The sequence below is a fragment of the Paenibacillus pasadenensis genome (genome assembly GCF_002864175.1).
Lineage (GTDB): Bacteria > Bacillota > Bacilli > Paenibacillales > Paenibacillaceae > Paenibacillus_O > Paenibacillus_O pasadenensis.
Window position 1 is genome coordinate 96,181 of sequence record NZ_NFEZ01000001.1, and the last position, 19,434, is coordinate 115,614.

The window sequence follows — 19,434 nt, forward strand, 5'->3', positions numbered from 1 at the left end:
AGCGAACACTGTAAAACGAATCCTTTGGAGGCGTCATTACTTGTTTATACTTGATCTGAGAGGCCGGCACTTTGCCGGCCTCTCAGAGTGAAGACAAACTCCCTTGCTGATTCAAAAGCAATGGGAGTTTTTGTGAATTTGAAGCACATATTGAAAAAGAGCGTGCGTTCTATTTATCCGGCGACCTGACTTCCAAAGCCAGGTCGCCATTTTTTTCAGGTTCATAGCAGTGAAAACAAGCATCGCCTGCATCGTCACCTTCTTAAGTCCTCGTAAGGTCGTCCAACGCATGCCATGCTTTTCTTTCAAATCCGCAAATACTCGTTCTATTGTTTCTTTTCGCTTTTGGTAAAGCTGTTTGCTTCCTTCCGTATGTCGGAGGTGCTCAGCTTCCTCTACGTATTCAGCCCAGATGTGCCGGCTGATCCGCTTTACAGCATCCTTGCTCTCTGTGCACCGATCTCGAAGTGGGCAGTTCTGACAAATGCTCGGATCGGACCGAACATTTTATACCCGTCGCGGTTGGTTGTTTCGTAAGACAGTACAGCGTTCGCCGGGCAAATGTAGCAGTCATAATATTCATCATACACATACTCATACTTTCGGAAAAAGCCATCTTTCGTATGGGGCCGGGTGTAGGGCATAACCGGGCGAATTCCTTCTTTGAGCAGCGTCCTGCAAATGTAGGGTGTCTTGTATCCTGCATCCGCGGCAACCGCCCTTGGAGTCGAGAGGTTCCGGGCCACCTCGCCTAGTAGATCCTCAAACATTTGACTGTCGTGAACGTTGCCTGGAGTTACCTTGACGCCCAGTACAAACCCACTCCGATCACACGCGGTATGGAAGCTGTAGGCAAATACCCGTTCTTTTTCCCCTTTTACAAACAACCCGCTCTCTGGATCAGTGGCGCTGGTCTTCACCTCCTTCATGGAGACTTCCGACTTTTTTTCCAGAGGCTTCTTTCCATGCGCAATACGGTCCTGATTAATCTCATCATCCAGCAGATCTTGAAACTTTTTGCTTTGTTCTTGGACTAGCTCTTTCACGTATTTGTTTCTGTTCGCATTAGCTTTCACGTGAGTGGCATCGATGAAAAGCACATCAGGGTGCACAAATCCATGCTTCACGGCTTCTTCTAAAACCCGGGCGAAGATCGATTCAAAGAGCCCTGTATCCCGGAAACGGCGGACATAGTTTTTACCCAGCGTCGAGAAGTGAGGAATGGGCTGGCTAAAGTCATAGCCGAGGAACCAACGATAAGCAATGTTGGTTTCGATTTCTTTGATCGTCTGACGGATCGAGCGGATGCCAAAGATACACTGAATAAGAGCGATCTTGATGAGAACGACAGGATCGATGCTAGGACGACCGGTATCTTCGCTGTAAGTGTCACGAACGAGATCGTAAATGAAATTAAAGTCAATTGCATTTTCAATTTGACGAACAAGATGCTCTCCCGGAACCAACTCCTCCAGAGAGACCAAGGATATTTGTGTACGTCCTTCATAGCCTGTTTTCCGCAGCAATTGCAAGCACTCCCATTCATCAGTGATTAATACTATTATATCATATTAACGCGGTGAATGGATGAAGTTTTTGATTAAAAAGAAACTGTCGAAAGGTACTTTGTCGACAGTCTGAGAGGCCGGCACTTTGCCGGCCTCTGTCTTATTGCGACTTTAGTCAGTTGAGCTCGCGAAGCGTGCGAAACAAAAAACCACCCGCTATGCGGGTGGAGGGATCGAGGGTTTGACCAACAAGACGGAATGGTCTTAGATGGCAAACAAGAGCTATAGCCTAGCTCACACGAAGTGGATGTGCAAGTACCACATTGTGTTCACCCCGAAGTATAGACGGAAAGAGATTTATAATCAAGTGAGGAAAGACTTAATCGAAATTTTCAAACGATTATGTAAATACAAGGGAGTGGAGATAATCGAAGGCCACATGATGCCCGATCATGTACATATGTTGGTAGCAATTCCCCCAAAGATCTCAGTATCATCATTTATGGGATACCTGAAGGGAAAAAGTTCACTCATGATATTCGAGAAGCATGCTAGCTTGAAGTATAAATACGGCAATCGGAAATTTTGGGCAGAGGGATACTACGTCAGCACAGTGGGCTTGAATGAAGCCACCGTGGCAAAATATATCCGTGAGCAAGAAGCACACGACCAAGCAATTGATAAACTGAGTGTGAAAGAGTATGAAGATCCATTCAGCAAAAACAGTAGCAAGAAGAAGTAAACCAGTTTAACTGGTAAGTGAAAGTGACAAATTACACTGAGCCTGAACAATTTTATTGTCAGGCTAGCGTCTTTAGGCGCAGTTTGGCAACAAGGGGTTATACCCCAAGAGCAAACCACCCGTTTGACGGGTGGTTCTGATTTTCGTAAGAATCGGATGATGAAGCGCGTGGTGAAGCGGCTCTTTCGTAGATCACAAGTCGGTTTCCATGGCTAGCGTTCGGGGGATTCCAAGTTAAGCTAGTCTCGGAATGTGTTCCAACTGTTACAAATTGCCTATATAATGGTGTATATACGTAGGTGCTTTGCAGAAGAACGTTAAGTATGCAAACCTATACGCTTATTGCACAGTCGGAGGTTACTTGCACAATGGATATTTCAGATTTGCTTTCGCATCCTGTCGCCCACCACGCATTTCATTATACACTTGTCGGAAAAGCTTTGGTTCGGCTCGGCGGGGAAGTGGAAATGGTCAATCGCTCGCTATGCAACATGCTGGGCTATACAGAACAAGAACTGCTGCGAATGAGAATACATGACATCATTTATACGGAAGACGTTCCATTATACAACGGATCCATCAATGACTTGTTAGGAGGTAATTCCGATTATGTCGAAATGGAGAATCGCTATATTTGTCTTGACGGCAGACACAAATGGGGAACGACAACCCTTTCGATCATCGAAGTTGAGGGACATCCGGAAAGGGTATTCTTGATCCAGATCCAGGAGATTACGTATCGCAAAAAGCTTGTTGAATTGAACGAGGAATACGCCGATAAATTCAGAATGCTTGCTGACAATCATTCCGATCTTGTTTACGACGTCATGTTGGATGGAAGTATCAGCTATGTGAACCGCGCCTGCACGAAATTATTGGGCTATGACTTATACGAATTGGAAAGAACACTTGGAGACATCATTCGGAAAAGTCTGGAGCACGTGACGGAAACGTATACCAATGCCCCGTTTGAGATGGAAACTTCAATTGAAGCGAAAGACGGCCAAATATTAAAATTCAGCGTATTGCATATTCCGAATTTCATTCAGAATGAACTCGTAGGGCTGCATTGCATCGCAAGGGATATTACCCTGCAATCCAGTATGGAAAAGGCCCTGAAGCACAGCGAGAAAAAGTATCGTTTGTTAGCGGATCACACGGGGGAAATGATCGCTACACTGAATATCAATGGCATTATCTACTACATATCGCCGGCGTGCAAACCATTTCTGGGTTATGATGCAACAGAATTGATAGGAAGACCTGTCTGGGAACTGTTCTATCCTCCCGATATAGAAAAATTGGACAACTCGCAAGAGTGGATGAATGAAGACGGTCATGTCAACATTTTGCGATTGCGCCGAAGAGACGGCTCCTTTGTTTGGGTGGAGGTCGTAAGCAACACGCTGCGGTACGATTCGGGCAATGTTCGTGAAATCGTAAAGGTTTTTCGGGATATCACGAGCCGAAAGACACTGGAAGACGTCCTGGCTACTCAAGAACGTGTCATGAGTGGTATTGTCGAAATGATGGATGTCGGCGTTGTGATTTGTGATGAACATGGGATATTGACAAGCATGAATAGAGCCGCAAGACAATTGCACGAATTTGTACAGATACCTCTTTCATCCGAACACTGGAGTTCTACATACGGATTGTATGAATCGGATGGAAAAACGCCGTTGAGCAAGGAACGCGTCCCGCTTTATCGGGCGTATCGGGGCGAAAGTTTCCGCGATCTGGAAATGGTCGTTAAAAAGTCGAATGGCGAGCATCGCCTCGTTCTCTGTCATGGGAAGCCGATCATTGTTCACAATAAAATTGTGAGCGGCATTTGTGTCATGCACGATATTACCGATTTTGATGCAGCCAAGCAATCTGCTCATCAGGCAGACAAATTATCCATAGCGGGTCAAATGGCCGCGGGAATTGCGCATGAAATTCGAAACCCGCTTACCGCGCTGAAAGGATTTCTGCAATTGTTAAGCGCCGGCAACGAAAATGGAAGTAAGTACTACGATATTATGAAGGAAGAATTAACTCGTATCGAACTTATTCTAAATGAACTGCTGGCCTTAGCCAAACCGCAAGAGATGAACATGACGCGGCATGATCTTTCCGAGTTGATTCAGGATATCGTCGTGCTGCTTCAGGCGCAGGCCACTTTACATAATGTTGAAATTCACTTTCATCCAACCAAGGAATCCGTGCAGATCCGGTGCGATGGAAATAAAATCAAACAGTTATTTATTAATTTGATTAAGAATGCCATTGAAGCGATGCCTGAAGGGGGAACTGTCTGGATCGAACAAATGCGATGCGATGAATGGGTTAAAGTAAGCATAAGGGATAACGGGGTTGGAATTCCGCAAGAATTGTTGCAAAAGATCGGCCAACCTTTTTTTACACAGAAAGAGACAGGAACGGGTCTCGGGCTATCCATTTGTTATCAGATTGCAGAGTATCACGATGCGAATATTGAGGTTGCAAGCGAGGTTGGTGAAGGTACAACTTTCACCGTATCGTTTCCCGTCGCTCTGTAACAGCGAATTTAATAACTTCTTTGAAAGTGGGTTTAATTTTCTTCATAACCCATCCACTTCGTGACGAGAAATTCGCTCGCTTGTTTACTGCAGTTTGCACATGATAAGTGGCCGGGAAGGGAGTTAATGGAGGAAGCAAATGGAGGACGTTAATAGAGATGAAGCAAATCGTAGAGTTCCTTATGAATTCCGATCAAATGGATATTGGACTGGCTGTCGTTGATTCAGAAGCCAGAATTTTATGGTTAAATACAACCATGAACACATGGTACTCAGTAACCCCCGAAGAAGAATTCCCTGCACACTCGGCAATACAAGCGATCGTGGGGCAAGTATTGCAGGATAAAAAGAATTACCCGGGAGTACTCGTACAAGAGAAGTTAGATGGCAAAGTGCGATCCATGATCGCCTATGTATACCCTCAGTTAAAAGGGGAATGTTTTGTTCTAATGGCCGATATCCAAGATTTTCAACAGTACGTGCAAATTCAATGCGAGAAAGAAAGAAGGGAAACGATTGGGCATATGGCGGCGGGCACAGCCAATATCATTTTAAATCCTTTAGCGGTAATCAAAGGGACGCTTCAACTTCTGGAAAAAAGTTCGAAGGATCATGTTTCCGTTTTGCAATTTGCGGCATCTCTGCCTCATCAGAAAATGACCGGATACTTTAAGCTGCTCGATGAGCAAATTCAGACGATCGACAAAGCGTTGCAGCGGTTTTTGCTCTTTGGAAAGCCTTCCGAATTGAAATTTGTTCCTGTTTCCGTCATTTCGTTCATGCAGGAATGGGTTCCCGGTATACAAATCCAAGCACTAGACAAAAAAGTGCGTTTCGCTTTGGAATATCCGGAGCGAAACGGCTTTGTGTTAGGAGACCCCAAGCTGCTGCGAGCGGCGCTGCAAGAAATCATTGACAACGCATTAGATGCAAGTCCCCCAGGTTCTGTCTTAACGCTCCGAATAAACATTACGGATAATTATATCCACATCATTGTTCGCGATCAAGGAGCAGGAATTCCAAAAGATCTGCAGTCCCGAATCATCCTACCGTTTGTTACAAGTAAACCGGACGCTATCGGATTTGGGCTTAGTTTCAGTCATGCTATGATCGAAAAAATGGGGGGCTCTTTGAATTTCGAAAGCTCGGAGACCGGCACAAATGTTATCGTTCAATTACCGACATTTACGGGAACAACTTAAAATTGTCGGTAACATTGCTGTAAATGCCAATGGCTACACAACAAACCCTCAAAAATTCTTTTCGGGGGCTATTGCCGGGAGTATCCGACCAAAGGCATATTCCAATCAACTATGCAGGGTAGCAAAGAATAATATTTTCCGAAGAGTACAAAACAAAGCTGAAACAAAGATAATGTGACAATGGAGGAAATTACATGCCGCTCATTCCTTGGGATTCGTTTCGCAATACCGATCTATGGAGAAGGGATTTGGAAAAAATTTTTAACGAAGGTTTTCCTGAAATCGGCGCGCGTCTGGGATTTGCAACCCCTCGTATTGATGTATTTGAGACTGAACATGAAGTGATTGCTTCTTGTGAAATCCCTGGTTTGGATAAAAAAGAAGACCTTCATATCGATGTGGATGAAAACATGCTTACAATTAGTGGGACCATAAAGCAAGCGAATGAAGTGAAACAGGAACAAATACATCGCAAAGAACGGTTTGTCGGACGGTTCCAACGGTCGGTGTCTTTGCCATCACGCGTTCAAACGGAAGGAACGACAGCAACGTATCGCAACGGTGTCCTTGAAGTTCGCATGCCGAAATTAAAAGCCGATACCCAACGGCAAATTGATGTGCAGTTTCATTAAAATGAATTGTGAGATCACAATATAGGCGTTACATGAAAAATGGGCGCTTGCACATAATAAGCTTTGGGGGATGAAGTCCTACCATATTGAAGGAGGTCAAAAATCGTGTATCAACAAAACCTTTCACAGCAAGCAAGCCAATGCGCGCAAATTATTCAACAGTTGATCCAGCAAACCCAGCAATCGAGCAACATGTATCAGCAAATGTTGCAACAGGAGCAGCAAAACGCCGCCCAACTGGATCAGCTGGCCCAGAAAGAACGTCAAGCGGTTCAAACCATTCAATCTGTTCTGCAAGGACATCAAACTGCCATACAGCAGATGCAGCAGGCGATGCAAATTTGTTCTCAGCTTCAACAAACAGCGCAACAACAACCCGGCTTGCAGAGTGCGGGCTGGCCAACGGCTCAGAGCTGGCAGAATCAGAATTTGCAGCCACGGCAATATCAATAAAACAGCAAGTGAAAACGATCGTATTCTTTAAAAAGAAGGCGGTCGTTTTTTCACTTGACGATGCGTATACCCCAAAACCATCCAAGCCAAGGCGCGCTGGTTTGCCCGGGATGCTGAAGGCGCTGGGCGAGGCAGAGGTGCAAGTCACGTTCGGCATGCTGCCTCTTGCGCGGCATTTGCGACTATTTGCAAAGAAAACAGGGTAAGCTTTTAGCGGCGGACATTTGTCCATCGCTTTTCTGGTTGCAAAAAGGAATTTCACTCCCGTGAAACTTGAATTGTTGAACCATGCCGAATTGCCCAGCAAGAGGCGAGGATCTGACCATTAAAAATGTGTATGTACCACGAACCCCGATTTTGTGGAACACGTGAACCGATACGTGAGGGATGTTGAGCAAGGAAGACCCGTTTAGCGGATTTTTCGAAGAATTTAGCGATATGGTTCAGCGAATTTTTCCAAATGTCCAGAGTAAATTGAATGAGGATCCTGCCTTCATAGGCGGGGGATTTTTTTCGCCTATCTGATTAGGGATTTTGGTGCTAGGAAAAAGCAGATTGTACACTTCGTCCTTCATCTCGCGGCTAATTCGTATTTTTTGCGACGTGTTCAAAGCCTTCTTTGGCCAGGGCGTGGTATGATTGATAACCGGCTTGCCCGCCGGGACGGCGCGCAGTCCACTTTTCTCTGTCGGCCGCTCATACCGACGACGAACTAACCGATGCCGCCACCCGCATATGCGAAGGATACCATTAGAGTCGCTGTATCACTTCTCGTACAGGCTACCAAGGCGCTGGCGCCGACAGCTTTTATCGCATTAAAGTATCGCTGAAGGAGAGGATGAAAAACAGGAAACCGTCTACGGAAAGTTAGCGTATAGTATGAAAAATAACAGGACAACGAGGGCTTAGTACAAAAATTACATATACATCTTTCGTCTGGGAACGTTTAAATTTCTGCCTGTTTAGTTCTGGAGAGACAAATAGACTACCATAACTAACAATCGTGGTAGCCTATTTGCTCTAAATGCAAGGAGGGGACTGTACCCCACCATTAGTATATACACCGAGGAGGTTGTATAAGTACGTACAATTATCGAGGCGGAACGTGGCCCGATTAAACATTTGATTTTTAGATGTATTTGTGGTAATTTAAGAAAAGTGAATTCACGATTTACACAGCGACGTGTGTGTAATCAATAAAAACTCAATTAGAACAAGGGGTATCGGGGAATTACACAGTGTACGTTCTTCAATATTGCCGTTTTAAAGGAAAGGACGGATAGACCATGGGATTCAAGCAAAGAGAAGACGGCGGCGAGCGCCCAGAGCGCAAGTTCCGCAAAGGCGGCCGCAACAAGCGCCGTAAAGTCTGCTACTTCACCGTGAACAAAATCAAGCATATTGATTACAAGGACACGGATCTGCTTCGCAAGTTCATCAGCGAGCGCGGCAAAATTCTGCCACGTCGTGTGACGGGCACAAGCGCGAAATTTCAGCGTGCTCTGACGGTTGCGATCAAACGCTCCCGCCAAGTAGCCCTGCTGCCATATACGACGGACAACTAGGCCGTCAAGACGAACCGGCATCCGTCGTCCTCGACGGCGATGCGGGCCTCGTTCCGAGCAAGCAGCTCTTCCACTTCCGGGAGGGCTGCTTTTTTGCGTTTGGGTGCAGGCGAAGCATGAACATGACGACGAGGGCGCAAAAAACCACCTGCCCTGCGGCAGGTGGCGGAGAGAATCGTGCATAGGGGATCAAGAGGAGGAAGGCTCTCCGTTCAGCTCGGCTTGAGCCTGCGCGGCCTGGGCTTCCGCCGAGGAGATCTCGTCCTCGGTATGGATGATGAGCTCGATCTTGCGGATGCGGTTTTTGGTCGCCTCGCGGATGATGAACGTGAGGTTCTCATAATCATGCTGCACGCCGACCTTGGGCGACTGCAGGCGGGTGTACAGCCAGCCGCCGACGGTATCGGTATCCTCGTTGTCGAAGTTGTGTCCCGACAGCTGGCCCAGCTCGTCGAGCGAGACCTTGCCGTCGAGCAGGTAGCAGTTCTCCTCAAGCTTCTCGATCTCGCGGCGCTCGTCCTCGTCGAACTCGTCACGGATCTCGCCGACGATCTCCTCGAGGATATCCTCGATCGTGATCAAGCCGGACGTGCCGCCGTACTCGTCCACCAAAATGGCGATATGGACGCGCTCGAGCTGCATGCGCTTGAGCAGCTGCTTGACCGGAATGCTCTCCGGCACAGACACGACGGGATGGATCAGATCCTTGAAGTTGAACTCCTTGTCCTCCTGATACGTCAGGAAGAGCTGCTTCGTGTTGATCATGCCGACAATATTGTCCTTGCTCTCGGTGGCGACCGGGAAGCGGGTATATTGCTCCTTTTGGATGACCGCCAGGTTCTCCTCGCGGCTGTGGTTCGTGTACAGGCACACCATGTCGGTGCGGGGAACCATGATCTCGCGGGCGACCATCTCGTCGAAGGCGAAGATGCGGCTCACGTAGCCATACTCGGTATTGTTGATCTTGCCGCTCTGCAGGCTCTCGCTGAGGATGATCTGGATCTCTTCCTCGGAGTGCGCGTTCTCATGCTCGCTGACGGCGCGCAGGCCGAACAGGCGGATGAGGGCGTTGGCGGAGCCGTTGAGCAGCCAGATGAACGGATAAAGGATGCGGTGGAACCAGATGATCGGCTTCGCCACGAGGAAGCTGATGAATTCGGCTTTCTGGATGGCCCACGACTTTGGCGCGAGCTCGCCGACGACGACGTGCAAGTACGTGACGACCAGAAACGCGATCAGAAAGGACAGAAGTCCGGCCAGGCTGTCGTTCAGATGGAATTGGTGAAAGATGGGATGCAGCAGCTTCTCCATCGTCGGCTCGCCGAGCCAGCCGAGTCCGAGAGCGGTGATGGTGATCCCGAGCTGGCAGGCGGAAAGGTATCCGTCCAGGTTGCTCGTTACTTTCTGCACGGCCAACGAGCCTTTGCGTCCTTCGACGACGAGCTGATTCACGCGGCTCGGCCGTATCCGGATGATGGCGAACTCCGTCGCCACGAAAAAGGCGGTCAGAAAAATCAGCAGTGCGACCAAAGCCAAATTCAAGCCTATACTGTCCATTCTAAATCATCGACATCCTTTACCTATGAAATGAGTTCTTTTGAACCAGTATAACGAACCTATCGCCTGTCCATCAACTGTTTCAAAGCCTTTGGCTGACGGTATAAGGCTGTGGGAGCCGAAGAGAGCGGCTCAATCGGCGTTTTTCTCCTTCATGCCAGTCTTTACAGCCGCATGAGGGGGACTTATGATAGGTTCATATGAACTTGATACCCTGGAACGGAAGGAGGAAAACGGCATGGAAGCCTTTATGCTGACTCGGCGCCAGATGGCGGAGCTGCTGCTCTCGCTCTGCGGACGCCGGGCGGAGAGCCCGATCCAGATCGTTCAGGACGCATGGCGCAAGGAGCATCGCGATCAGGTGGATTCCGGCAAGGCGCTGCCGGCTTTCCTCTCGACGGATTGGCCGGCGGTGCTGGAGAAGCTGATCAAGGGGCAGGGCATCAAGGGCGTCTCGCTGCAGGAGGCGGCGACGCTCGGCGCAAGGGTCGAATATTCGTCCTTGTCGATCACGGCCATGCAGAATTGGGTGAAGCGGGATTTCAAGCCGTTCTTCGAGTCGCCCAAGGCCGGAAAAAAATACTCGCTCGAGCAGGCGGCGCTGCTTTATATCATCGACGATCTCAAGGCGAGCCTCGATTTCGAGTCGATCCGCCAGCTGTTCGAACGTCTTTTCGGCTGCGGCGAGGACGGCCGGTGCCGGCCGCTGCTCGGGGCGCTGGAATTCTATCTGGCCTATTCCTCGATTTTTGAGGATATGGACGCCGACGGAGACCAGATCCTCGACAGCGGGCCCGCTCTGACCGGCTACGGGGCGGCTCCGCTGGAGACTCGGGTCCGGGATGCCGCCAAGGCCTATCTCGACGGCCTCGAGCGGCTGAGCGAGCTGGAGCGCGTCACGCTGGAAAATATGCTGCTGATCGCCGTCTTTTCGGTGCAGGCCGCGTATTTCCATGCGCTCACCCGGCGGTACTGCAATGCGACGCTCTTCCTGCATTAATCTTCTTGTAACTATTTTTTAAGGATACTCGTCTACACTTAGGCTAAACTAAATGAATCTATTCGACCGATAGAAAGGAACTTTTTCCGATGAAGCCAAAAAAATCGCGCGCCCGGAAGGCATGGACATGGACGGCATCCGTCCTGGCGCTGCTGCTCGTACTCGGAGCGGCGGGATATTATAACCGCACGACGCTGGCGCTGTGGGGCTTTGATCTTTTCCTCGCGAAGGACGTGGAGAAGCAGCTTGAGAAATCCTACAAGCCGACCGTCGACAGCAAGCCGAAGCCGCCGGCGGCCGAGCAGATCAAGTATACGCAGGCCGATCCATACTCGGTGCTGCTGCTGGGCGTGGACGCCCGCGACGCGGAGCAGGGACGTTCGGACACGATCATGTACACCGTCATCCGGCCGAAGGAAGGCGCGATCCTCATGGTGTCGATCCCGCGGGATACGTATGCGGAGCTCGTCGGCAGGGACCGCGAGGACAAGATCAACCATGCCTACGCCTTCGGCGGAGCCAAGATGGCCATCGATACGGTGGAGAACCTGCTGGGCAGCGAGGTCGATTATTATGCGGCCGTCAACTTCAATGGATTCAAGAACCTGATCGACGCCATGGGAGGCATCTCCCTGCCGATCGAGGAGGATATCGTCAACAAGGATCCCGGCCATGAGAAGTTCACGATCAAGGCCGGACAGGACAAATACATGGGCCAGGACGCGCTCAACTTCGTCCGCTACCGCGAGGACGCGGGCGGCGACGTCAGCCGCACGGAGCGCCAGCAGACGTTCGTCGAGTCGATCATGGACGAAGCGTCGAGCATGTCCTCCTGGTCCAAAATTCCGGAGTACGTCGGCATCATGGGCGAGAACTTCGCCACGGACATTCCTCCGAGCGAGATGATCGAGATGGCCAAGGCGATGATGCAGGGCAAAAACCGCTCCATCTATACGCATACGCTCAAAGGCGAGGGCGGAAAGCTCGCCAGCAACGGCGCCTGGTATTACTTTGCCGACGAAGAGGATGTCGCCAAGAGCAAGACGCTCATCGAGGATTGGATGAATCCGGCCAAATCGCTGGCGGAGCTGACTGGAACCGGAGCGTCGGCTGCGGATAAGCAGGATGTCGCGGGCAGCGGCAAAGATCGGGAAGTGTCCACGGCCTCGGCCGGCGCGGACGAGTAAGCTTTCCCGCTAGAGAATGGAGTGCAGGCCAAGATGAACATTGCGTTTTTCCTTCTTCCCAAAGCGGAAGTCATCACGCTGACGCAGGAAGCGACGCTGCGGCAGACGCTGGAGAAGATGGAGCATCATCGCTACACGGCGGTGCCGATCCTCGACGACAAGGGCGGCTACGCGGCTACCGTCACCGAGGGCGATCTGCTCTGGTTCATGAAGAACGAGAACCTCAGCTTCGAGCAGACGCATCGCGTCAGCCTCTCCGAGGTGCCGATGCGCGTGCGGCTGAAGCCGGTGCGCATCGACGCCAACATGGAGGACCTGATCTCGCTGGCCAAGATGCAGAACTTCGTGCCGGTCGTGGACGACATGAACCGGTTCATCGGCATCGTCCGCCGGAGCGACATCATCGATTATTGCGCCAAGGGCCTTTTCCGGGGCAAGGAAGAGACGGCCGCCGTAAAGGAATAGCGCAGAACCGGATTTCCGCATCGGCGGAAAACCGGTTTTTTTCGTTTCGGCAGCGCCGTCCAAGGCGCCTTCCGCTCGCTTGCCGGCCTTGGATTTGTGGTATAATGGGTGGTAAAGCTTCTGGCCGGCCATGCCTAGGTCGGGCCAAGAGGAATCGCAGATTTGAGGTGAACGGGCTTTTGAAAACCGATGGGAAATCCATCCTCTGGAGCGTCGCCGCTCTCTTGCTGCTGCTTTCGATCGGAGTGCCGCTGCTGAACGTTCTGACCATCGCCTTGCTGATGGTTCCATATGTCGTGCTCTACACGACGCTTTCCAAGCGCATGTTCGCCGCCCATTTGATTCCGGTGTGGCTGATCGTCTATCTCGCGGCCGGACCGGCTCCGCTGATCGTCGGCCTGTTCTTCCTCGTGCCCTCCATCGTCATGGGCCATTATTACCGTACCGGCAAGCCCGTCCGCTCTCGGATGACGGCCGTGCTCGTCAGCCTGGTCGCGATCGTGCTGCTCGAGCTGGTGCTGTTCGATCTCGTGCTGGACCTGTCGGTCATCGGCGCGCTGCAGGACCAGCTGCGGTCGGCAGCGAACCGGGTCGCCAGCGAAGGCGTCATGAAGGACCTGTGGACGGCCGACATGGTCGACCAGCTCGTCGAGTCGACGGTGCAGGTCATTCCGCAGGCGCTGCTGCTGTCGGCCTTCCTGCTGACGGCGGTCGCCCAGTACGGATCGAGGATCGCGCTGCGGGCCTACGGCCTGCAGCCGGCAGGCATGCCGCCCGCCCGCGATTGGCGGGTGCCGCGCATCCTCGTGACGTACTACCTCATCGTGCTGCTGCTCCAGCTGCTCCTTCCGGCCGGAGACAGCTCGTTTCTGACGACGGCGGTGGCGAATCTCGTTCCGCTGCTGCGGTTCGTCTTCACCGTCCAGGCGATCGGCTTCTTCTTCTACCTGGCGCATCAGAAGCGCTGGCCGAAGGGCGTGCCGATCTTCATCGGATTCATCGTGCTGCTGTTCCCGCCCCTCAGCCTGATCGGCGTGCTGGACGCGGCGTTTCCGATCCGCAAGTCGTTCCAGAAACCTTGAACAGGGGCGTGAATTATGCCTAGGAATCTTCTCAAGCGCTGGCATGGCATGCACGGGATCGCGTGGGCGGCCGTCCTCGTCCTGATCGCCGCGGCGCTGATGGCCTACAACCTGCCTTTGGGCATCGCGGGGATGGTGCTGGCGGCCGGATGCGGCTTCTACACCTACCTGGCGGAGAGGGCGTTCCGCCGCGAGTTCAAGAACTACCTCGGGACGATGTCCTACCGCATCAAGAAAGTCGGAAGCGAGGTCATCCACGAGCTGCCTTTGGGCATTATCCTATTCAATGATGAGCGCGTCGTGGAATGGCACAATCCGTTCGTAGCGAAGATGATGGAGCAGGAATCGGTCATCGGCGTGCCGCTGATGGAGCTGTTCCCGACGCTTGCCCAGGCCAAGGACCGGTCCGGCAAGATGGAGATCGCGATCGGAGCCGACATCTACGAGCTGCTCTATCGTCCGGCGGAGAAGCTGCTGTACGTGCGCGACATCACGGAGATGTGGCAGCTCTCCAAGCAGTACGAGGAAGAGAAGCCGGCGCTCGGCATCGTCTTCATCGACAACCTCGACGAGGTGACCCAGTCGATGGACGATCAGCAGCGTACGACGCTGCTCTCCCGCGTCACGTCCGAGATTACGGAATGGTCGCAGCGCGAGAACCTGTATCTCAAGCGGCTCAACTCCGACCGGTTCCTGCTCATCACCGACCAGCAGGCGCTGCGCCAGCTTGAGCTGTCCAAGTTCATCATCCTCGACGAAGTGCGGGAGATGACCGGCGACCTCAAGATTCCGATGACGCTGAGCATCGGCTTCGCGGCCGGGGCGTCCAGCATCCAGGAGCTCGGCCAGTGGGCGCAGGTCAGCCTCGACATGGCGCTTGGCCGCGGCGGCGATCAGGCGGCGGTCAAGGTCGGCGAGCGGACCAGCTTCTACGGCGGCAAGTCCAACGCCGTCGAGAAGCGGACGCGGGTGCGGGCGCGCGTCGTCGCGCATGCGCTGCGGGACATGATCCGCGAGAGCGAGAAGGTCGTCATCGTCGGGCACAAGATGCCGGACATGGATGCGATCGGAGCCGCCGTCGGCGTGGCCAAGATGGCGTCCCATCTCGGCAAGGAAGCGTACATCGTGCTCGAGGGAATCAATCCCGCGATCCAGAAGATGATGGAGATGATCAAGGAGGACGAGCGGCTGTACCGCCGCTTCATCTCGCCGGAGCAGAGCCTCGCGCTCGTCGACGGCCGCACGCTCGTCGTCGTCGTCGACACGCACAAGGCTTCGATGCTCAAGGAGCCCCGGATTCTCAGCCAGACCGGTCGGGTCGTCGTCGTCGACCATCACCGCCGGGGCGAGGAGTTCATCAGCCACGCGGTGCTCGTCTACATGGAGCCGTACGCCTCGTCGGCATGCGAGCTCGTGACGGAGCTGCTCCAATATATCCATGACCGCCTCGTGCTCGACATCCGCGAGGCGACGGTGCTGCTCGCGGGCATCACCGTCGACACGAAGAGCTTCGCGCTGCGGACCGGCGCGCGCACGTTCGAAGCGGCCTCGTTCTTGAGGCGCAACGGAGCGGACACCGCGATGGTGCAGCGGATGCTCAAGGAGGATCTGGAGGAATATCTCAAGAAAGCCGACATCATCAAGCATGCCGAAGTGCTGTACGGCCATGTCGCGCTGGCGGTGACGGAGCCGGGCAAGCGCTACTCGCAGCTGCTGATCGCGCAGTCGGCCGATACGCTGCTCAACATGACGGGCATCTACGCGTCGTTCGTCATCGGCGAGCGCCAGGACGGCCTCGTCGGCATCAGCGCCCGCTCGCTGGGCCAGATGAACGTGCAGGTCGTCATGGAGCGCATGGGCGGAGGCGGCCATCTGACCAACGCCGCCTGCCAGCAGGAGGGCAGCGTCCAGGATGTCGAAGAGAAGCTGAAGCGCGTGCTGCAGCAAATTCATGAGGAAGAGGGGTTGTTCGAATGAAGGTCATCTTTTTGCAGGATGTAAAGGGACAGGGCAAACGCGGCGAGGTCAAGGAAGTATCGGAAGGGTACGTCCGCAACTTCCTGCTGCCGAAAGGCCTCGTAAAACCGGCGGAAGCAGGCAACATCAAGACGCTGGAGATGCAGAAGGCGTCGGAGGAGAAGCGCAAGGCTCAGGAGAAGGCCGACGCCGAGGCGCTGGCCGCCAAGCTGGAGCAGGTCACCGTCGTCGTCCGGACGAAGGCCGGCGAAGGGGGCCGGCTGTTCGGCGCGATCACGACCAAGCAGATCGCCGAGGCGCTGGAGAAGCAGGAGGGCATCAAGCTCGACAAGCGCAAGCTCGAGCTGCCGGAGCCGATCCGCTCGCTCGGCTTCACGAATCTGGACGTCAAGCTGCACCCGCAGGTTAAGGGCAAGCTGAAGGTCCAGGCGGCCGAAGAATGAGAACGGAGGCGCAGGCGGGATGAGTCAAGACGGCTTGATGTTCGACCGGGTCCCCCCTCAAAATCTCGAAGCCGAGCAGGCCGTGCTGGGCGCCGTCCTGCTGCAGGCCGAAGCGCTGATCACGGCGATGGAAAAAGTCCGCCCCGAGGACTTCTACCTGAGCTCGCATCAGCTCGTCTTCGAGGCGATGATCGAGCTTGGCGAGAACAATCAGCCGATCGACCTCGTGACGCTCACCGCCTATCTGAGCGACCGTTCGCAGCTGGAGGAGGTCGGCGGCGTCAGCTACCTGGCCAAGCTGGCGAGCGTCGTGCCGACGGCGGCCAACGTGGAGCACTACGCCCAGATCGTCGAGGAGAAGTCGATGCTGCGGCGCCTGATCCGCACGGCGACGACGATCGTCTCCGACGGCTACGGCGCGGCGGACGACATCGGCCTCATGCTCAGCGAGGCGGAGCAGCGCATCATGGAGATCGCCAACCGGCGCTCCAGCAGCGGCTTCGTCTCCATCCGCGACGTGCTGATGGAAGTGTTCGAGCGCGTCGAGTTCCTTTATACGAACAAAGGCGGATCGACGGGAATTCCGTCGGGCTTCGTCGATCTCGACAAGATGACGAGCGGCTTCCAGCGCAGCGACCTCATCATCGTGGCCGCGCGGCCTTCCGTCGGCAAGACGGCGTTCGCGCTCAACATCGCCCAGAACGTCGGCGTCCGCGCCCGCGAGACGGTCGCGATCTTCTCCCTTGAGATGAGCGCCGCCCAGCTCGTGCAGCGTATGGTGTGCGCGGAGTCCAACGTCGATGCCGGCCGCATGCGGACAGGCTTCCTGGAAGGCGACGACTGGGAAAAGCTGACGATGGCGATCGGCGCCCTGTCGGAGGCGGAGATCTATATCGACGACACCCCCGGCATCACGGTCAGCGACATCCGCGCCAAATGCCGGCGGCTCAAGAAGGAACGCAACCTCGGCATGATCCTGATCGATTACCTGCAGCTCATCCAGGGCCGCGGCAAGGCCGGCGAGAACCGGCAGCAGGAGGTTTCCGAAATCTCGCGTACGCTCAAGCAGATCGCGCGCGAGCTCGAGGTGCCGGTCATCGCGCTGTCGCAGCTGAGCCGGGGCGTCGAGCAGCGCCAGGACAAGCGGCCGATGATGAGCGACCTTCGCGAATCCGGCTCGATCGAGCAGGATGCCGACATCGTCGCGTTCCTGTACCGGGACGACTACTACGACAAGGAAACCGAGAAGAAGAACATCATCGAGATCATCATCGCCAAGCAGCGTAACGGTCCTGTCGGCACGGTGGAGCTCGCTTTCCTCAAGAATTTCAATAAGTTTGTCAGCTTGGATCGAACTCACGAGCCCGCATCATAGGCTCGGGAGTTCGATCAGTCGAACTCATGAACCCGCATCATAGGCTCGTGAGTTCGATCAGCCGAACTCATGAACCGGCATCATAGGCTCGTGAGTTCGATCAGCCGAACTCATGAACCCGCATCATCGACCGGCCGGTCCTTCGGACCCGGCCGGTTTTTCCGCTTCTCTTGCCGCAGGCGTTGCGGGACGCGCGGCAATCGTCTATTTTCCGAACAATCAGTCGCCTCTAATTAGGATTGTTCGCTTTTTTAGTTGACATGCCATGGCAGGGCTGATACACTGGGTTTGCTGCTTTCGGGCTGCCTCCTTACTTGCGCCTGGTAACGTGTCACAGCGCCGTATGGCATTCCGGGCGGATGAGAACGCTAAAGCAGCAAATTCCAAGCAAGCAAAGCGGAGGTATGATCATGTCTACGGTTGTAGTTGTCGGCACGCAGTGGGGAGACGAAGGAAAAGGCAAGATTACCGACTATCTGGCCGACGGAGCGGAAGTCGTCGCCCGTTATCAAGGCGGTAACAACGCCGGTCACACCATTCTCATCGACAACAAGAAATACAAGCTGACGATGATTCCATCCGGCATTTTCAATCATAATAAAACGTGCGTCATCGGCAACGGGATGGTCATCAATCCGGCTGCCCTGCTCGACGAAATCGACTATATCCACGAGAACGGCTTCTCGACGGAAAACCTGAAAATCAGCGACCGGGCGCATGTCATCCTGCCCTACCACCTCGTGCTCGACGGGCTGGAGGAAGACAGCAAGGGCGACAACAAGATCGGCACGACGCGCAAGGGCATCGGTCCTTGCTACATGGACAAGGCCGCGCGCAACGGCATCCGCATCGCCGACCTGATGGACGCCGAGGAGTTCGAGGGCAAGCTGCGACGCCTCGTCGCCGAGAAGAACCATGTCATCCAGCAGGTATACAGCGGCGAGACGCTGAACGCCGACGACATCCTCGCCGAGTACCTCCAGCATGCGGAGCGCTTGCGGCCGTACGTGACGGACACCTCGGTCGTCCTGAACGACGCGATCGACGCCGGCAAGCGGGTGCTGTTCGAGGGAGCGCAAGGGGTCATGCTCGACATCGACCAAGGCACCTATCCGTACGTCACGTCGTCCAACCCGACCGCAGGCGGCGTGTGCATCGGCTCGGGCGTCGGCCCGTCCAAGATCCAGCAGGTCATCGGCGTCGCCAAAGCCTACACGACGCGCGTCGGCGACGGTCCGTTTCCGACCGAGCTGCATGACGCCATCGGCGACCAGATCCGCGAGACCGGCCACGAATACGGCACGGTGACGGGGCGTCCGCGCCGCGTCGGCTGGTTCGACACGGTCGTCGTCCGCCATGCCCGCCGCGTCAGCGGCATCACCGGACTGTCGCTCAACTCGCTCGACGTCATGACCGGCCTCGAGACGGTCAAGATCTGCACCGGCTACAAGCTGCGCGGCGAGATCATCGAGCACTATCCGGCCAGCCTCAAGCTGCTCTCCGAATGCGAGGCCGTCTATGAGGAGCTTCCGGGCTGGAGCGAGGATATCTCCGGTGCCAAGACGCTGGACGACCTGCCGGCCAATACGCGCCGCTACGTCGAGCGCGTCTCCGAGCTGACGGGCATCCCGATCGCGATCTTCTCCGTCGGCCGCAACCGCGAGCAGACGAATCCGGTCCGTCCGATCTACGAATAGGCCGCT

15 protein-coding genes and 1 pseudogene are annotated in these 19,434 nt (G+C 54.2%); 14 read left to right on the top strand and 2 right to left on the bottom strand.

All coding sequences use genetic code 11. The annotated features are described in order from the left end of the window. Positions 1-111: 111 nt before the first annotated feature. Positions 112-1,526: pseudogene (locus tag B8V81_RS00520) on the bottom strand (IS1182 family transposase). Between the two features lie 250 nt (positions 1,527-1,776). Between B8V81_RS00520 and tnpA the strand changes: the two are divergent. The 6 genes from tnpA (at position 1,777) to rpsR (ending at position 8,645) form a co-directional block, all read left to right on the top strand. Continuing rightward, complete coding sequence (tnpA, locus tag B8V81_RS00525) at positions 1,777-2,250, top strand: IS200/IS605 family transposase (RefSeq protein WP_007128375.1); 474 nt, start codon at positions 1,777-1,779, stop codon at positions 2,248-2,250. Positions 2,251-2,618: 368 nt separating this feature from the next. Beyond that, positions 2,619-4,793 carry a PAS domain-containing protein gene (locus B8V81_RS00530; protein WP_101807677.1) on the top strand — a complete coding sequence of 725 codons (2,175 nt, stop codon included), beginning with the start codon at positions 2,619-2,621 and terminating at the stop codon, positions 4,791-4,793. A 158-nt stretch (positions 4,794-4,951) separates the two neighbouring features. Next, on the top strand, positions 4,952-5,995 hold the full coding sequence (locus B8V81_RS00535) for an ATP-binding protein (RefSeq protein WP_101807382.1): 1,044 nt from the start codon (positions 4,952-4,954) through the stop codon (positions 5,993-5,995). A 194-nt stretch (positions 5,996-6,189) separates the two neighbouring features. Further along, entirely contained in the window at positions 6,190-6,627 is a 438-nt protein-coding gene (locus tag B8V81_RS00540; protein WP_054943631.1) for an Hsp20/alpha crystallin family protein, read from the top strand. A 105-nt stretch (positions 6,628-6,732) separates the two neighbouring features. Beyond that, positions 6,733-7,080, top strand: coding sequence for a hypothetical protein (locus tag B8V81_RS00545; RefSeq protein ID WP_028406244.1), 348 nt, complete (start codon positions 6,733-6,735; stop codon positions 7,078-7,080). Positions 7,081-8,366: 1,286 nt separating this feature from the next. Then, positions 8,367-8,645: a 30S ribosomal protein S18 gene (gene rpsR / locus B8V81_RS00550; RefSeq protein ID WP_028598020.1), complete on the top strand. Its 279-nt coding sequence runs from the start codon at positions 8,367-8,369 to the stop codon at positions 8,643-8,645. Positions 8,646-8,834: 189 nt separating this feature from the next. On the opposite strand, the gene B8V81_RS00555 is transcribed toward rpsR, so the two are convergent. Beyond that, entirely contained in the window at positions 8,835-10,202 is a 1,368-nt protein-coding gene (locus tag B8V81_RS00555; protein ID WP_052333045.1) for a hemolysin family protein, read from the bottom strand. A gap of 238 nt (positions 10,203-10,440) precedes the next feature. Between B8V81_RS00555 and B8V81_RS00560 the strand changes: the two genes are divergently transcribed. The 8 genes from B8V81_RS00560 (at position 10,441) to B8V81_RS00595 (ending at position 19,428) form a co-directional block, all read left to right on the top strand. Further along, positions 10,441-11,202: a DUF1836 domain-containing protein gene (locus B8V81_RS00560; RefSeq protein ID WP_028598022.1), complete on the top strand. Its 762-nt coding sequence runs from the start codon at positions 10,441-10,443 to the stop codon at positions 11,200-11,202. Positions 11,203-11,291: 89 nt separating this feature from the next. Continuing rightward, positions 11,292-12,389 (top strand): LCP family protein, encoded by a 1,098-nt coding sequence (locus B8V81_RS00565; protein ID WP_084136792.1) that lies wholly within the window; start codon positions 11,292-11,294, stop codon positions 12,387-12,389. A 33-nt stretch (positions 12,390-12,422) separates the two neighbouring features. Next, on the top strand, positions 12,423-12,854 hold the full coding sequence (locus tag B8V81_RS00570; RefSeq protein ID WP_028598023.1) for a CBS domain-containing protein: 432 nt from the start codon (positions 12,423-12,425) through the stop codon (positions 12,852-12,854). A gap of 179 nt (positions 12,855-13,033) precedes the next feature. Then, the gene (locus tag B8V81_RS00575) at positions 13,034-13,936 is read left to right on the top strand and encodes a DUF2232 domain-containing protein (protein ID WP_180968339.1); all 903 of its coding nucleotides are present in this window, start codon (positions 13,034-13,036) and stop codon (positions 13,934-13,936) included. Between the two features lie 15 nt (positions 13,937-13,951). Further along, the gene (locus B8V81_RS00580) at positions 13,952-15,913 is read left to right on the top strand and encodes a DHH family phosphoesterase (protein ID WP_101807384.1); all 1,962 of its coding nucleotides are present in this window, start codon (positions 13,952-13,954) and stop codon (positions 15,911-15,913) included. Then, positions 15,910-16,356, top strand: a complete 447-nt coding sequence (rplI, locus tag B8V81_RS00585; protein WP_028598026.1) for a 50S ribosomal protein L9 — start codon at positions 15,910-15,912, stop codon at positions 16,354-16,356. The genes B8V81_RS00580 and rplI overlap by 4 nt, the downstream gene beginning before the upstream one ends. A gap of 19 nt (positions 16,357-16,375) precedes the next feature. Then, complete coding sequence (gene dnaB, locus B8V81_RS00590) at positions 16,376-17,731, top strand: replicative DNA helicase (protein ID WP_180968340.1); 1,356 nt, start codon at positions 16,376-16,378, stop codon at positions 17,729-17,731. A gap of 410 nt (positions 17,732-18,141) precedes the next feature. Beyond that, on the top strand, positions 18,142-19,428 hold the full coding sequence (locus B8V81_RS00595; RefSeq protein ID WP_101807679.1) for an adenylosuccinate synthase: 1,287 nt from the start codon (positions 18,142-18,144) through the stop codon (positions 19,426-19,428). The last annotated feature ends 6 nt before the right edge of the window (positions 19,429-19,434 follow it).

What these genes read in the sequence shown, in the direction of transcription:
- tnpA (WP_007128375.1), top strand. Translation starts at nt 1,777, where the DNA reads ATGGCAAACAAGAGCTATAGCCTAGCTCACACGAAGTGGATGTGCAAG.
- B8V81_RS00530 (WP_101807677.1), top strand. Translation starts at nt 2,619, where the DNA reads ATGGATATTTCAGATTTGCTTTCGCATCCTGTCGCCCACCACGCATTT.
- B8V81_RS00535 (WP_101807382.1), top strand. Translation starts at nt 4,952, where the DNA reads ATGAAGCAAATCGTAGAGTTCCTTATGAATTCCGATCAAATGGATATT.
- B8V81_RS00540 (WP_054943631.1), top strand. Translation starts at nt 6,190, where the DNA reads ATGCCGCTCATTCCTTGGGATTCGTTTCGCAATACCGATCTATGGAGA.
- rpsR (WP_028598020.1), top strand. Translation starts at nt 8,367, where the DNA reads ATGGGATTCAAGCAAAGAGAAGACGGCGGCGAGCGCCCAGAGCGCAAG.
- B8V81_RS00555 (WP_052333045.1), bottom strand. Translation starts at nt 10,202, where the DNA reads ATGGACAGTATAGGCTTGAATTTGGCTTTGGTCGCACTGCTGATTTTT.
- B8V81_RS00560 (WP_028598022.1), top strand. Translation starts at nt 10,441, where the DNA reads ATGGAAGCCTTTATGCTGACTCGGCGCCAGATGGCGGAGCTGCTGCTC.
- B8V81_RS00565 (WP_084136792.1), top strand. Translation starts at nt 11,292, where the DNA reads ATGAAGCCAAAAAAATCGCGCGCCCGGAAGGCATGGACATGGACGGCA.
- B8V81_RS00570 (WP_028598023.1), top strand. Translation starts at nt 12,423, where the DNA reads ATGAACATTGCGTTTTTCCTTCTTCCCAAAGCGGAAGTCATCACGCTG.
- B8V81_RS00580 (WP_101807384.1), top strand. Translation starts at nt 13,952, where the DNA reads ATGCCTAGGAATCTTCTCAAGCGCTGGCATGGCATGCACGGGATCGCG.
- rplI (WP_028598026.1), top strand. Translation starts at nt 15,910, where the DNA reads ATGAAGGTCATCTTTTTGCAGGATGTAAAGGGACAGGGCAAACGCGGC.
- dnaB (WP_180968340.1), top strand. Translation starts at nt 16,376, where the DNA reads ATGAGTCAAGACGGCTTGATGTTCGACCGGGTCCCCCCTCAAAATCTC.
- B8V81_RS00595 (WP_101807679.1), top strand. Translation starts at nt 18,142, where the DNA reads ATGTCTACGGTTGTAGTTGTCGGCACGCAGTGGGGAGACGAAGGAAAA.